Annotated in this window: 13 protein-coding genes; 12 read left to right on the top strand and 1 reads right to left on the bottom strand. The window is 68.8% G+C overall.

Annotation, left to right across the window (positions count from 1 at the left end; genetic code table 11):
- The first annotated feature begins 43 nt into the window (after positions 1-43).
- The 3 genes from ACLLJJ_RS00285 to ACLLJJ_RS00275 are packed head-to-tail and all read left to right on the top strand — an operon-like array spanning position 44 to position 2,384.
- A complete protein-coding gene (locus ACLLJJ_RS00285; protein WP_434587173.1) occupies positions 44-667 on the top strand; it encodes a ScbR family autoregulator-binding transcription factor in 624 nt (207 codons plus the stop codon).
- A complete protein-coding gene (locus ACLLJJ_RS00280; protein ID WP_434587171.1) occupies positions 664-1,653 on the top strand; it encodes an NAD(P)H-binding protein in 990 nt (329 codons plus the stop codon). The genes ACLLJJ_RS00285 and ACLLJJ_RS00280 overlap by 4 nt, the downstream gene beginning before the upstream one ends.
- The gene (locus tag ACLLJJ_RS00275) at positions 1,650-2,384 is read left to right on the top strand and encodes an SDR family NAD(P)-dependent oxidoreductase (protein ID WP_434587169.1); all 735 of its coding nucleotides are present in this window, start codon (positions 1,650-1,652) and stop codon (positions 2,382-2,384) included. Before ACLLJJ_RS00280 ends, ACLLJJ_RS00275 begins: the two co-directional genes overlap by 4 nt.
- A gap of 18 nt (positions 2,385-2,402) precedes the next feature.
- Here ACLLJJ_RS00275 and ACLLJJ_RS00270 read toward each other — a convergent pair whose 3' ends face one another.
- Positions 2,403-3,032, bottom strand: a complete 630-nt coding sequence (locus ACLLJJ_RS00270; protein ID WP_434587168.1) for a TetR family transcriptional regulator — start codon at positions 3,030-3,032, stop codon at positions 2,403-2,405.
- Positions 3,033-3,322: 290 nt separating this feature from the next.
- Between ACLLJJ_RS00270 and ACLLJJ_RS00265 the strand changes: the two genes are divergently transcribed.
- The 9 genes from ACLLJJ_RS00265 to ACLLJJ_RS00225 all read left to right on the top strand — a co-directional run bounded on the left by ACLLJJ_RS00265 (position 3,323) and on the right by ACLLJJ_RS00225 (position 13,602).
- Positions 3,323-4,402, top strand: coding sequence for a ParB/RepB/Spo0J family partition protein (locus tag ACLLJJ_RS00265; protein ID WP_434587166.1), 1,080 nt, complete (start codon positions 3,323-3,325; stop codon positions 4,400-4,402).
- 439 nt (positions 4,403-4,841) lie between these two features.
- Positions 4,842-5,870, top strand: coding sequence for an NAD(P)/FAD-dependent oxidoreductase (locus tag ACLLJJ_RS00260; RefSeq protein WP_434587164.1), 1,029 nt, complete (start codon positions 4,842-4,844; stop codon positions 5,868-5,870).
- Entirely contained in the window at positions 5,867-6,166 is a 300-nt protein-coding gene (locus tag ACLLJJ_RS00255; protein ID WP_434587162.1) for a 2Fe-2S iron-sulfur cluster-binding protein, read from the top strand. Before ACLLJJ_RS00260 ends, ACLLJJ_RS00255 begins: the two co-directional genes overlap by 4 nt.
- 46 nt (positions 6,167-6,212) lie before the next feature.
- A complete protein-coding gene (locus tag ACLLJJ_RS00250; protein WP_434587160.1) occupies positions 6,213-6,983 on the top strand; it encodes a hypothetical protein in 771 nt (256 codons plus the stop codon).
- A 65-nt stretch (positions 6,984-7,048) separates the two neighbouring features.
- On the top strand, positions 7,049-8,473 hold the full coding sequence (locus tag ACLLJJ_RS00245) for an ATP-grasp domain-containing protein (RefSeq protein WP_434587158.1): 1,425 nt from the start codon (positions 7,049-7,051) through the stop codon (positions 8,471-8,473).
- Positions 8,470-9,795, top strand: a complete 1,326-nt coding sequence (locus ACLLJJ_RS00240) for an ATP-grasp domain-containing protein (protein WP_434587156.1) — start codon at positions 8,470-8,472, stop codon at positions 9,793-9,795. Before ACLLJJ_RS00245 ends, ACLLJJ_RS00240 begins: the two co-directional genes overlap by 4 nt.
- Positions 9,792-11,054, top strand: coding sequence for an ATP-grasp domain-containing protein (locus ACLLJJ_RS00235; RefSeq protein WP_434587154.1), 1,263 nt, complete (start codon positions 9,792-9,794; stop codon positions 11,052-11,054). Before ACLLJJ_RS00240 ends, ACLLJJ_RS00235 begins: the two co-directional genes overlap by 4 nt.
- A complete protein-coding gene (locus ACLLJJ_RS00230; RefSeq protein ID WP_434587152.1) occupies positions 11,051-11,950 on the top strand; it encodes an EamA family transporter in 900 nt (299 codons plus the stop codon). The genes ACLLJJ_RS00235 and ACLLJJ_RS00230 overlap by 4 nt, the downstream gene beginning before the upstream one ends.
- Positions 11,950-13,602, top strand: coding sequence for a DUF885 domain-containing protein (locus ACLLJJ_RS00225; protein WP_434587150.1), 1,653 nt, complete (start codon positions 11,950-11,952; stop codon positions 13,600-13,602). Before ACLLJJ_RS00230 ends, ACLLJJ_RS00225 begins: the two co-directional genes overlap by 1 nt.
- Positions 13,603-13,628: the final 26 nt, after the last annotated feature.

Raw genomic sequence — 13,628 nt, 5'->3', positions numbered from 1 at the left:
AACATAAAATACATTCTTTTTCCTTGATGACGATCGGATGCAGGTGACTGATCTCAAGCAGGAGCGCGCCGTGCGCACGCGCAACCTGCTCTTGCGGGCCGCGGCGGAACTGTTCGACGAGGAGGGCTACGAAGGCGCGAGCGTCACTCGCATCGTCGAACGGGCCGGCCTCACGCTGGGCGCCATGTACTTCCACTTCGCCTCGAAACAGGACCTGGCGCGCGAAGTGATGAACGCCCAGCCCGATGTGATCGAGCCGTTGCTGAACTCGGTCGGCCTGCAGCGCCTGGTGGACATCACCATGGTCTGGGCCCACCGGCTGCAGACCGACCCGCTGCTGCGCGCCGGTGTCAGGCTCGCCGTCGAGCAGGGCCGCTTCGGCATGCAGGACAGTGCCTCGTTCGAGGGCTGGAGAGACATCATGGTCGGCCACCTCGAAGTGGCCCGCGACGAAGGGGACCTCCGTGAGGAGGTATCACCCCAGGAAGTGGCCCAGTTCATCGTCGGAGCCTGTACGGGCGTGCAGCTGTACTCGCAACTGGTCTCTGGCCGCAAGGACTTGATGGAGCGCACCTACGTGATGTGGCGGCTGCTGCTGCCGGGGCTCGCGGTACCCGAGGTCGTTGCCGCCATTGTGATCGACTGCAACCGCGGAACGGCTTCATGAACGTCCCCCGCCCCGCGCCGCAGAGCGGCCCGGGGACGGGCCGCCGCATCGTCATCGCCGGGGCCACCGGGACCGTAGGCCGGCTCACCGCGGCACGTCTGGCTGCCACCGGAGCGCACGAGCTGACCCTGTTGACCAGGGACCCGGAAAAGGCCGCCGCCCAGGGGCTTCCCGGTCGGCTGGTCGGCGCGGAATTCGCCTCGCCCTCCACGCTGCGCGACGGAATGCGCGGTGCGGACACTCTGTTGCTGATCACTAACGATCCCCTGCATCCCGAGCACGACATCAACCTCCTGGCCGCCGCCGCGGCAGCTGGCATGGAGCACGTGGTCAAACTGTCCGCCCAGGCCGTGAGCGATCCGGATGCCGACGACCTCATCACCCGCTGGCAACGGGAGAATGAACAGCGACTCAAAGACAGCGGTCCTGCCTGGACTTTGCTCCGCCCGCGCTCCTTCATGACGCATGCTCTGGCGTGGAGGGACGGCATCGTCGAGCGCGGCGTCGTACGCAGTGTTCACGGTGACTCCCTAAACGCCTGCGTCGACCCGTCCGACATTGCCGACGCGGCCGTCCGGGCGCTGACCGTCGACGGCCCTCACATGCGTACCTACGCACTCACCGGGCCGCGTGCGATCTCCGACCGGGATAAGACCGCCGTCCTCGCCGACATCCTGAACCAGCCCCTGGCCTTCGAGGAGATCTCCCTGGACCAGGCGCGCCAGCAATGGCGCGGTCGTCTGCCGGAATGCATGGTGGATGCGCTGACCGCCAGTGCCGAGCGGCAGCGGAGCGGGGCCAAGGCCGCTGTGGCCGACGGCGTGCGGGAAGCGACCGGCCACGCTCCTCGGCCGTTTCGTACCTGGGCGGCCGAGGAGGCGTCGGCCTTCACTCGTCCCGGTGTCCAATCGCCCGCCCCGCTCACCGATTGGACTGTGCCGCCATGTCTTCTCCCTCTCCTTTGCTCCAAGGCAGGACCGTCATGATCACCGGTGCGTCCAGCGGAATCGGTGCTGCTGCCGCCCATGTCTTCGCCGCCGAGGGCGCCGCCGTGGTCCTCATGGCCCGGCGCAATGACAAGCTCGAGGACCAGGCCCGGCTCATCCGGGAGAGCGGCGGCCAGGCGCTGTGCGTGGCGGGAGACGTCACCGACAGCGGAGATGTCCAGCGCGCCGTGGACCGGGCGCTGGACACCTACGGCCAACTCGACGCGGCCTTCAATAATGCCGGTTGGGCCACCTCGGGCACCCCGCTGCACAAAACGCCTGACGCCGACTACGACCGGATGATGGATGTCAACGTCCGTGGCGTCTGGAACTGTCTTCGCGCCCAGATCACCGCGATGCTCGACACCGGAGTCCGCGGCGCCATCGTGAACACCTCCAGCGTCGCCGGGCTGCGCGCCACCGGCACCGCGGCCCCCTACATCGCGGCCAAGCATGCGGTGCTGGGCCTGACGCGGGCCGCCGCCGATGAGTACGGGCCGCACGGCATCCGCGTCAACGCCCTGGTGGTGGGCAGCACGCGCACCGAGCTGATGGACGAGATTCTTGCCCAGACGCCGTCGTTGTACGAGCCGTTCACCGCTCGCTCCATCCAGCGCCGCCTGGCCGACCCTTCCGAGGTGGCCCAGGCCGCGCTGTGGCTGTGCTCCGACCGGTCCTCGTTCACGACCGGAGCCGCCGTCCCGGTGGACGGTGGCTGGACCGCGCGGTGACCCGAAGGGACCGCCGCCTCAGCCGGGGCTTCCTTCCGGCAGCAGAAGGTGCGATCCGGGCGCGGCTACCGAGCAGAGCATCAGACACCACAACTGGGGGAGTACGCCGAGGCCTTCGCAGTCCGAGCCCGGCGGGCGTGCCGAGGGGCTGTCGAACCCGGCCAGCAGGCACACCACCAGGCAGCACAACAGCTCCGCCGAGCAGCTCTCGCCCAGATCCCCCCGTGCCTGCGCCTTCTTGGCAAGCCGCTTGATGTCACCGAGCCAGATCTGGTCCCAGGCGCAGCCGGTAAGGGCGGCTTCTCCCAGGGCGGCCTCACGGCTCAGCCGAGAGGCCGCCCGCACTGTGATCTCGGCGCGCAGCAGCCTGGCGACTTCGTGGGTGATGTCGATGACATTCTGCAGGGGCAGTTGCGAGCGACCCAGCGCACGGTCGAGCGCCGTGCGGGTGGAAGCCGCACCGTCCTCGTACACGCCCCGGGTCAGCTCGGGTTTGGTCCGGAAATGGAAGGTGAGCGCCCCCAGGGTCACCCCGGCCTGCGAGGCGATACGCGCCAGCGATGTACCGGCGTAGCCGTGCCGGGCGAGCTCCGCCGCAGCCGCCAGCAGTACTCGGCGTCGCGTGAGCGCGGCTCGTGTCTGCGGCACGTTGTTGATCCCTCTGTGAGTCGGCTGAATGGTCCCCGTCGTAGGGCAGTGCCGGAGGCCCATCGCCTTCTTGTCCGGCACGATGGGCCGACTTCTCCAGCGTTCACCGTGACGGTCTCCGTGGGGCGTCCGGTGCCCAGGGCGACGGGTGCGGTGGCGTGCTTGACGGCCTGGGCGGGATCGCGCTCCACCAGTCGAGCCGGTCAACAGACATGGTTCCTCCACCAGTTGAGAATGTGCGCCGCATTCTACAGAACATAAATAGCTTTATTTTTGTTAAGGTGGGCTCCGTGTCCGAAACCGTGCCCTGCCGTGACCTGCGGCAGGGTTGTCATGTGCATGTGCATGCGCATGAAGGAGGAGGGATGGTGGGGGAGTTGAGGGGTGCTTTAGAGGCCGCGGTGCGTCATCTGGAGGCCGTACCTGGCGGCGAGTGCGCCGATGCCGAACTGGTGCCGGTCGCGTCATTGGTGGCGGGTGATTCACCGCGTCTGGGCGGGCTGAGCCGCGAGCACGTCGAGGTGCTGGCGCAGCGGGAGATCGAGCCGGTGCTGGTGCATCGCGACACCCTGCGTGTGGTCGACGGAATGCACCGCCTTCAGGCGGCCGGGCTGCGGGGGGAGGAGCTCATCGCGGTCCGTTATCTGGACGGGCCGCTCAGCGAGGTCTTTATCCACTCCGTGGCGGCCAACGTCTCTCATGGCCTGCCGCTGACACTCAAGGACAGAAAAGCCGCGGCCCGGCGGATCCTGGCCTCGCACCCGGACCTGTCGGACCGTGCGATTGCGCGCATCACCGCGCTGTCGCCCAAGACCGTTAGCGCGGTGCGGGGTGCTTCGACTGAGGAAGTCCCTCAGTCGAATGCCCGGGTCGGGGCGGACGGCCGCTCCCGTCCCCTGGATGCGGCGCGCCGCCGCGAGGCGGTACGCGCGCTGCTCGCCGAGCAACCCGCAGCCACGCTCAGCGAGATCGCTGCCCGTGCGGGAGTCTCGGTCAGTACCGCGTGTGAGATCCGCCAGCGAGTGCGGCGCGAGGAGCGCGGTGCTTCGCCGCCGCGCACAGGTGTTGCACGCGAGGCTGGGGACGTGAGCTGGGCGGGCGGCGCCGGGGCGCCGGCGGGCGCTCCGCGCGAGCAGCGCATCGAGACCCTGGCGAAGGACCCCTCGCTCAGGTTCACCGAATCCGGGCGCGCGCTGTTGCGCTGGCTGAACAAACAGGCACCCGACCTTGAAGCGGGGCAGCAGCTGATGGCCGCAGTGCCGGTGCACTGCGCCCACGCGGTCGCGGACCTGGCCAACACCTACGCGCGGGAATGGCAGCGGTTCGCCAGCGCACTGGACCAGGCCACCGGCGACGCGGTCGCGCAATAGAGCGCGCCGGGGCGCCGAGGGGCACGGCGTGACCTTCGGCGACGGCGCACTGGCCCGCCGCGGCCGCTGCCCCAAGCGGTTGGGGTGCCGACGGCAGCTCCTCGGCCCCCTGAGCGCCGCGGATGCCGGTGCGCCGGTCTATCGCAGGCCGAAAAGGCGGCGGTTTCCCAATTCGGCTCGAATAAGGACTCGGTGGAGTTCCGGATCCCTTTCTTGACGGCGCGACCAGAGCCCTGGATGATGAAATTGCACTCGGCGGTACATTTCCTCGAACGGGGAAAATCGCCGCTCTGTGTCTTTGTATCGGCATGCACATTCCAACGATACGAATAAAAGCTCCCCGGGGCATCGGCCGGGACCGGCCGCGAAATTGAGGTAGCCGAGCTATTTCGAGCGAACGTAGAAGGGCCCGGAGTTCAGGATGAATCAAGAATCCAGGATGAATCGAGCAGAGGCCCTCATGCAGACGACCGGAGACGGCGCCGGGACCAGCGCGGATGTGGCCGTCATCGGAGCGGGTCCGGCCGGGCTGTACGCGGCCTACTGCCTGGGATTTAGAGGGCTCTCCAGCGTGATTGTCGACGCGCTGGAGGAGCCGGGCGGCCAGATCGCGGCCCTGTACCCGGAAAAGAAGATCTATGACGTCGCCGGTCACGTGGCCGTGCGGGGCCGGGAGCTGACCGACCACCTGGTCGCCCAGGCCGCGCTGTTCGAGCCGCACTACCTGCTCGGCCGGAGCGCGGCGTCCCTGACCCGCGATGAGGGGGCGGTCTGGGAGATCGGGCTGGAGGACGGCGGGCGAGTGCGAGCCGGAGCTGTCGTGATCGCGGCCGGACTCGGCCGTTCGGTCCCCCGCACACTGCCCTGCCTCACCCCCTACCAGGGGCGCGGCGTGTCGCACCACGTACCGCGCCTCGAAAAGCACCGGGACATCGACGTGGTGATTCTGGGCGGCGGCGACAGCGCGGTCGACTGGGCCCTGGCCCTCGCGCCGATCGCCAAATCCGTCACCGTCGTCCACCGGCGCTCGGACTTTCGCGCCCATGAATACAGCGTCAAGCAGATGTACGCGGCCGATATTCGTGTACTGACAGATGCCCAGCTGATTTCCTGTACGGGCGAAGAATTCCTGGATGAAGTGCGCGTCCGGGCCGGCGATGAAGAATGTGCGCTGCCCGCGCAGGCCGTTGTTGCGGCCCTGGGATTCATTACCGGACTGGGCCCGATGACCGACTGGGGGCTCCAGGTGGAGAACCACCGGATCGCGGTCGACCGGGCGATGCGGACGAATCTGCCGCGCGTTTACGCGGTCGGCGACATCTGTACCTACACCGGTCGCGTCCCGCTCATCTCGGTGGGTTTCGGCGAGGCGGCGGCCGCGGCGAACCACGCGCTGGTCGAGCTGCGTCCCGGCTCCCGCCTAGCACCGGAGCACTCCACCGACCGCGAGACCGCGCTGCTGTCATGAACCTGAACAAACTGACCTTCCTTCCGACGGGAACCGAGGTCCTGCTGCCCGCGGGATCCCCCCTCACCGAAGTCGAGTACGAGAGCGAGCAGCGGCTCATCCCGTTCGGATGCCGCTCCGGATCGTGCGGCGCCTGCGTCGTCGAGGTTCTGGAGGGCTTCGGCTCCCTGGGTGAACCCGACGACGACGAGCTCGACTTCCTCGAAGACCTCGGCCGGACCGGCGGAAACCACCGTCTGGCCTGCCAGTGCCGGCTGCGGGGCGACGCGACCATCCGCGTCGCCGACGACATCTGAACCGCTCGTACCCCAACGTCCGAGCGTCCACCCGAAAGGTGACACCATGCCCAACCGCGTGACCAACCCGAACCGCGTGAGCAACGTCGGCTATGGGGATCGCACTCCGTTCCTCAATGCGGCCGCCTCGGTGAAGCTGCGTGCCGAGATCGACCTGCAGCTCGACGAGCAGGTCCTCGAGTGGTACGCCAACGTCCCCGAGGCCGCGCACCTCGAGGGCAAGAACGTCGATTCCGACTACTACAAGCGGAACCTGATCGAGACCGCTTGGCGCATCCGGCTGCTGCGTGTGGCAGAGGCCAAGGCGCTGGTGGAGATAGCCAAGACCAGCCCGGAAGCGGCGCAGGTGTGGGCCAACTACGAGCAGGAAGAGATGCTCCACGACGAACTGTTCATCACCGACCTGAAGAAGGTGGGCGTCTCGCGCGAGGAGTTCCTGGCCACCGAGCCCTACCTGTCGACCAAGCTGCTCACCGGCTACTTCTCCTACCTCCTGGATCACGAAGGCCCGCTCGGTGTGGTGGCGTACTCCTACCTCGTCGAATACGTGAACGTGAATCTGGAGCCCAGGAAGCTGGAGGCGCTCAAGGGCTCCGTCGGCGAGAGCAACATCGGTGGCCAGATCAACCACTCGCACACCGACATCAATGACGACCACCCCGGCGAGGTGTGGGCGGCAGTCCGACACTTGCTGCGCAGCGACGAGGACATCGCCTCGTTCAAGCGCTACCTGCGCGAGCACCAGTCGATCCTGGCGCAGTACTTCGCGGAGCTCCACCTGGACACCCTCGCCAAGGCTGAAAGCCAGCCGGCCTAACCCTGTCTGCTACAGGGGCGCGGCGCGATCGCGCCGCGCCCCTGCCCACCGGTGCGGAGGCCGGAATGAGCATGGAAAACGCCAAGGGAGTGCTGCTGCTCAGCCATGTCGGGTTCTCGTTCTTGGAGGACCTTGCCGCTGTGGTCACGGCGCGGGGGCTGAAGGTCTACGTACTGAGCTCGCTGCCGGAGCCTCATCACCAGCAATTGAGACCCGGTGCGCTGGCGGACCTCGCCGACGACGTCCAGGTCAGCGCCGGGCATGTGCTGAGCCCGCGCGACGTCGAGGACTACCTCGACCATCTGCAGGCCGCGGGCGCGCCGGTGCTGTGCTGCCTCACCGTCTGGGAGGGCTACCGGCACCTGATGGCGCTGGCCAACGCCCGTCAGGGGGTACCGGACCTGGAGGAGAAGCAGGTCCTGGAACTGCGCGACAAGCTGACGCTGCGCAACCGCCTGGCCGATGCCGGCCTCAGCCGGGTCCGGGCATCGGCGCTCACCCCCCGCACGCTCGCCGAACACCAACGCGAGGGCGGCCGCTACTTTGTGAAGCCGGTCAGCGGCATGGCTTCATTCGGAACGTTTCCCCTCACCGCCGACACGACCTGGGCGGGCCTGGAGCGCATCGCGGCCGAAGCCCGCGCCGACACGGTCTACGCCAGTGCCTTCATCACCAGTCCGGGCCCCGGCGGCCCTGTGGACCTGGGCGAGGGCCCGGACACGGCCGCGGATAACACCGTGCACCCGCAGACGGGCGCGGGGTCCGGGATGGAATTCCTCGTCGAAAACTACGTGTCCGGGCCGGAGTTCAGCTTCGAGGTGATCGTTGTTGACGGCGAGCCGCATGTGGTGGCCGTCCACGAGAAGTGCGAGATGACCGAGACCGCGGGCACCGTGCTCGAAAACGCCTGTGTCAGCCCGCCCACCGGCCTGTCGCAGGAAGAAGTGGCCGCCGGGATCAGTTGGGTGTCGAGCGTGCTGGACACCCTGGAACTCGGCTGGGGCTGTTTCCACATCGAGGCGCGGCACACCTCGTCCGGCTGGGATCTGATCGAGGTCAACCCGCGCGTCGGCGGCAGCCTGATCTCGCCCAGCGTGGCGGCTCTGACCGGCGGCCCCGGCCTGCTCGACCTCTGGCTGGACTCCCTGCTCAGCCCTGGCCGTCCGGCCGCGTTCCTGAAAAAGCTTACGCGCCTGTCGTTCACGGCGAACGGCACCACACCGAGCAGCAACGCGACGTTCTTCCGCGTCTTCTTCGCCGAACCCGGCACGATCCGCACGGTGGCGCTGAACGACGACCTCCCCCTCCAGCCGACCGTGTCCCAGATCATTCTCAAGCCCGGCGACGTCGTGGAGTCGACCTCACGCGAGGTGTTCCTCGGCCAGGTCCTGTGGCACATGGACCGGGCCGAGCGCGATGCGATCCTGCCCGAACTGCTGCCCGCATCCAAACGCGCGATCGAGATCGTGTACGAGACGGAGCGCCGATGACCGGGCCGATCCTCCTCATCGTCGACTACAACCTGAGCAGGATCGACGAGGTCCGCCACCTGCGCGACCACGCGCGCGAACGGCACGGCGCGACGGTGGCCCTCATCCGCGCCGACCCCACCGCGGCCGACCACTCCATCGCCGAGGAGGTGATCAACCTCGACCCGCTGCGCGACGACTTCAGCGAGATGGGCGAAAAACTGCTCGGCGAGAGGCGCGAGCACATCAGGGCGGGCATCGTCTTCTCCGACAACGCCGTACGCAGTGGGGCCGAACTCCTCGAACGGCTGGGCATGGCGGTCGACTCGCCCCAACTCGCCGAGGGCGCGTTCTCCAAATACCGCTACCGGCTCGACGAGACGCGCGTGGCCGACCTGCTGGCGGCGCAACGGATCATGGTGCCCGCCTTCGTCGAAATCGCCTCGCTCGACCAGCTGAGGCACTTCGCACGCGAGCATCCCGAGGGATTTGTCGTCAAGCCCACGGCGGAGGGCAACAACCGAGGCGTTGTCGTGGTGCGTCCCGGCGACGACCTGACGGCCGTCTTCGCCGAGGTCCTGCCCTATCTGGAGGGCGGGGTCATCTGCGAGGAGCTCATCCCCTACCGCCGGGAGTACTCCTTCGACGGGCTGGGCTCGCTGGCGTTCCTCACCGAGAAAATCAGCGCACGCGGCCGCTACCCCGTCGAGATCGCGCAGGTGCTGCCCGCCAGGGTGGAAGAGCACGAGCGCGCGACTCTGGAGCGGGCAGGACGGCAGGCGAACTGGCTGGTCGGCCAGTGCGACGGGCCGTTTCATAACGAGATCAAACTAAGCGACGACGGACTGCGCGCCGCGATCGTGGAGCCCAACCGGCGACCGGCCGGCATGAAGATCTGGTCGCTGGCCCGATGGGTCTACGGGATCGATCTGCATCACCGCTGGGTCGACACGGCCTTCGGCACGGCCGCCCCGGTGGGACGGCTGGTACCCGGCTGCTCGGCAGCCACGGTGATGCTCGGCGTCGGCAGCGACCGCCCGTTCTCCCCACACGACGTAGCCCCCGGCACCGACCCGTTCGCGGACGCCGTGCAGGCCACCGCCGAACGCTGCGGCCTGGCGCCCGGAGAGCTGACCGTCACGGAGTTCTCCTGGCTGTCGATCGAGCGCCGTGACCTGCACGCCGTCGCCCGCGACAACGCGGACTTCGCCGCGCAGGGCTGCATCGTCCTGCGCGGTGAGCGTGTCCCCATCCGCTCGGTCGTCCACACGCTGCGCGAGGCCTGGTCCGATGCCCTGGACCGTGCCCTGGCCCTTCCCACTCCCGTCAGGAAAGCCCGATGAAGATCCTCATCCTGCACCGCGTGCCCTACTTCAAGATCGAATATCACCGGGGCATCTCCCACGACCTGCACGACGTCACCTATTTCGGCACCGACCCGGCGCTGGCCACCCTGCCACCCGAACTGCGCTGCGAGCGGGTGAGCCGGCCCGGCAAGCGCTCAGCCTTCGAGGAGGCCAGGGACTGGCTGACCCAGCGCCCCCGCGACTTCGACCGGGTCATCTCTGCGTCGGAGTACGAACTGCTCGACGCCGCCCGACTGCGCGAACACCTGGGCGCCCCGGGCGCACCGGTGCACCAGGTCGCACTCGCCCGCGACAAGGTCCTGATGAAGCAGGCGGTCGAGGAGGCCGGCCTTTCGGTGCCGCGCTTCCTTCCACTGCCGCGCTTCCTCGACCTGGACGGCCGGGCGCCCTGGCACGGCCGGACCGTCCTCAAGCCGCACCGCGGCGCGTCCAGCGAGGACGTGCTCGTGTTCGACACCCCGCTCCAGGCGGCCACGGCGATCATTGAGGGCCGTACCGGCGTCGCCCGGCTCGACACCGGCAGCGACCTGCTGGACTTCGAGGTCGAGGAATTCGTCTCCGGGCCGATCCGGCACTTCGACGGTCTGGTGCAGGACGGCACACTCCTGGTCCTCAGCGCGAGCGAGTACGTGGGCACCTGCCTGCAGTACGCCCAGGGCCTGCCGATGGGATCGTTCCAGATCGGGTTCTCCCACGAGACCCGTGCCTGGGTGTCGCGCGCCCTGGCCGCCGTACGGATCGAGGACGGCAGCTTCCACCTGGAGGCGATCGTCCACCAGGGAGAGCTGGTCTTCCTCGAGGTCGGCAACCGGGTCGGCGGAGCCGACGTGGTGGCGACCGTCGAGATGGCCACCGGCGTCCACCTGCCGTCGTACGAACTGCGCGTCCTGCTCGGCGAGCCCGTCGCCGCAGCGCTCCCCGAGCCGCCCACCGGCCGGCACCGCTACGGCTGGTTCGTCCACCCCGGTCACCACCTGGCCGGACAGGAGTTCCAGGGCCTCGACGGCGCCGTGGCCTTCCGGGCCAGCCCGCACGCGGCCACCTGGAACGAACTGCCCATCGGCGCGGCGCTGCCCGACCACATCACCTACCAGGCCGGGGAAACGGTCCTGGCCGGCATCGTGGTGAGCGAGAGCGCTGAGGAAACCCGCGACTGGCTCATCGACCTGTTCGACTCCCTCTCGGTCCGCACCCGCCCGGCCGCCCTCACCACTGCGCAGCAGGTCTCGGCATGAAGAAACAGCACATCCTGCTCGCGGTGCTCGTTACCGCGATCTGGGGCCTCAACTTCTCGGTCATCAAGATCGGGCTGCAGAGCGTCGACCCGCTCATCCTGGCCGGGATCAGGTTCACGCTCTGCGCGCTGCCCGCCGTGTTCTTCCTGAAACGGCCACAGGTGCCGTGGCGCTACACCATCGGTTACGGGCTGGTGTTCGGCGTCGGGCTGTGGGGCGTGGTCAACCTTGGCATCAAGGCCGGAGTGTCATCGGGGATCGCCTCCCTGGTACTGCAGTTCAGCGCGTTCTTGACCATCGTGCTCGGGGCTGTGGTCTTCCGCGAGTCGCTGTCGCGGTTTCAGTACCTGGGGATCGCGGTCGCACTGGCCGGCCTGTTCTCGATCACGTTCATCACCGACGGCACGGTGACGATGGCCGGAGTCGTGCTGGTGCTGCTGGGCGCGGTCTCGTGGAGCGTCGCCAACATAATCCTCAAGAAAGCCGCGCCCAAGGAGATGCTGGCCTTCATGGTGTGGTCGAGCCTGTTCGCGCCGATCCCGCTGTTCCTGCTGGACCTGGTCGTGAACGGCACAACGGGCTATGCCGAGTTGCAGCACCAGATCGGGTGGCCGGCGATCTGGTCCATCCTCTTCCAGGCATACCCGAACACCGTGCTGGGCTACGCCGTGTGGAACTGGCTGCTGCGCGAGTACCCGGTGTCGACCGTCGCGCCGCTGTCCCTGCTCGTTCCGGTCTTCGGCGTGCTGAGCTCGGTACTTATCTTCAACGAGCCGCTGTCACCGCTCAAGCTAGTGGCCGGAGCATCAATCGTCAGCGGACTGGTCATCGGCCTGTACGGCCAACGGCTGGCCAAGTCCCGGACCGCGGTCCCGCTCACGCCGGTGGGTCGCTGATGAGCGCCGTGAATGACTTCGCGAACCGGTACGTGGACGAGCTGGCCGTACTCGATCCGTGCCAGGCCGCGGTGATGGGCATCGCCGGGCAGGAGGAGCGGCTGACTGACCTCGGCCCGCAGGCGGTGCAGGCACGGACACAGCTGGCGCGCCGCACGCTGGCGGCGATCGGCCACACGCCGGTGGCAGGGGACGCGGAGCGCGTCGCGGCGGCGGTGCTGCGCGAGCGGCTCGCCACCGAGGTGGCGCTGGCCGACGCGGGCGCGTACGACACGCTGCTGGACACCCTGGACGGGCCGATCCAGCGGCTGCGGGGCGCGGTGGGGCTGCTGGACCGGGGCGGCGAGACCGTGTGGGAGGCGTTGCTGGGGCGGCTGCGGGCCGTCCCAGCAACGCTGGCGGGGCTGCGCGAGAGCCTGGAGGCCGCGCGGCGCACCTCTCGCGTCGCGCCCTACCGGCAGGTGACCCGCAACGCCCGGGAGTGCCTGAACATGCGCCCGTACCTGGCGGGGCTGCCCGCAGGGCACGGCGACGGTGTACTGCGAGGCGCTCTGGAGGAGGCCGCGGCGGCTGCCAACGAGGCGCTGAGCGCATGCGCGGCGTACCTGTCGCAGGAGCTTGCGGCGGATGCGCCGGAGCTGGACGCGCAGGGCAGCGACCGCTACCAGCTGGGGGTACGAGAGTTTCTCGGCACCGAGCTGGATCTGGAGGAGACCTACGCGTGGGGCTGGGACGAACTGGCCCGAATACGGCGGGAGATGGGCCGGGCGGCGGCGCGGATCGCGCCCGGCGAGCCGGTGGCGGCGGTACTGGCGGCGCTCGACAGCGATCCCCGGCACCAGGTGAGGGGCGCGGTGGCATTCCGCGACTGGATCCAGGAGCTCGCCGACGGCGCCATCGCCGACCTCGACGGGACGCACTTCGCGATCCCCGCGCCGCTGCGGCGGATCGACTGCCGGATTGCCACCACCGAAGGGCCCGCTTCCTATCTGGCTCCCAGCGAAGACCTCTCGCGTCCCGGGACGGTCTGGTGGCCGTTGTCCAACCCCGACGCGCCGATCCCGACATGGACCGTGCCGAGCACGATGTTCCACGAGGGCGTCCCGGGCCATCATCTGCAGCTGGGTGTGACGACACTCAACACCGCCACCCTCAACCGGTTCCAGCGCCTGTCGAGCGAGCTGCACCTGGGGCACTGCGAGGGGTGGGGCCTGTACGCGGAGCGGCTGATGGACGAGTTGGGGTACTTCGCCGATCCGGCGCATCGGCTGGGCATGCTGGCCGGCGGGCAGCAGCTGCGCGCCGCGCGCATCGTGCTGGACATCGGGCTCCACCTGCAGCTCCCGATCCCCGCGGGCACCGGGTTCCACGAGGGAAAGCGGTGGACGCCGCAGCTGGGCCGGGCGTTTCTCACCGAGTACTGCGGGCTGGGCCCGCCGGGATTCGTCGAGTTCGAGATCGACCGGTACCTGGGACGCCCCGGGCAGGCCCTCGCCTACAAGCTGGGGGAGAAGGTGTGGCTGGAGGCGCGGGAGGCGGCACGCCGACGCGACGGCACCGCGTTCGACCTCAAGCAGTTTCACCAGCACGCCCTGGACCTGGGGCCCATGGGCCTGGACCTGCTGCGCACGGAACTGACCCGGAGAAACTGACCGGGGCCTCCCCGGCGCGTCGAGCG

Origin of the sequence: Streptomyces sp. A5-4, assembly GCF_051131715.1 — a bacterium.
Classification (GTDB): Bacteria; Actinomycetota; Actinomycetes; order Streptomycetales; family Streptomycetaceae; genus Streptomyces.
The sequence above is the reverse complement of the archived record's forward strand: the minus strand, read 5'-3'. Positions and strand labels throughout refer to the sequence as shown.

Coding starts and splice junctions, on each gene's coding strand:
- ACLLJJ_RS00275 (WP_434587169.1), top strand. CDS start 1,650: ATGATCACCGGTGCGTCCAGCGGAATCGGTGCTGCTGCCGCCCATGTC.
- ACLLJJ_RS00280 (WP_434587171.1), top strand. CDS start 664: ATGAACGTCCCCCGCCCCGCGCCGCAGAGCGGCCCGGGGACGGGCCGC.
- ACLLJJ_RS00240 (WP_434587156.1), top strand. CDS start 8,470: ATGACCGGGCCGATCCTCCTCATCGTCGACTACAACCTGAGCAGGATC.
- ACLLJJ_RS00230 (WP_434587152.1), top strand. CDS start 11,051: ATGAAGAAACAGCACATCCTGCTCGCGGTGCTCGTTACCGCGATCTGG.
- ACLLJJ_RS00235 (WP_434587154.1), top strand. CDS start 9,792: ATGAAGATCCTCATCCTGCACCGCGTGCCCTACTTCAAGATCGAATAT.
- ACLLJJ_RS00255 (WP_434587162.1), top strand. CDS start 5,867: ATGAACCTGAACAAACTGACCTTCCTTCCGACGGGAACCGAGGTCCTG.
- ACLLJJ_RS00245 (WP_434587158.1), top strand. CDS start 7,049: ATGAGCATGGAAAACGCCAAGGGAGTGCTGCTGCTCAGCCATGTCGGG.
- ACLLJJ_RS00260 (WP_434587164.1), top strand. CDS start 4,842: ATGAATCGAGCAGAGGCCCTCATGCAGACGACCGGAGACGGCGCCGGG.
- ACLLJJ_RS00250 (WP_434587160.1), top strand. CDS start 6,213: ATGCCCAACCGCGTGACCAACCCGAACCGCGTGAGCAACGTCGGCTAT.
- ACLLJJ_RS00225 (WP_434587150.1), top strand. CDS start 11,950: ATGAGCGCCGTGAATGACTTCGCGAACCGGTACGTGGACGAGCTGGCC.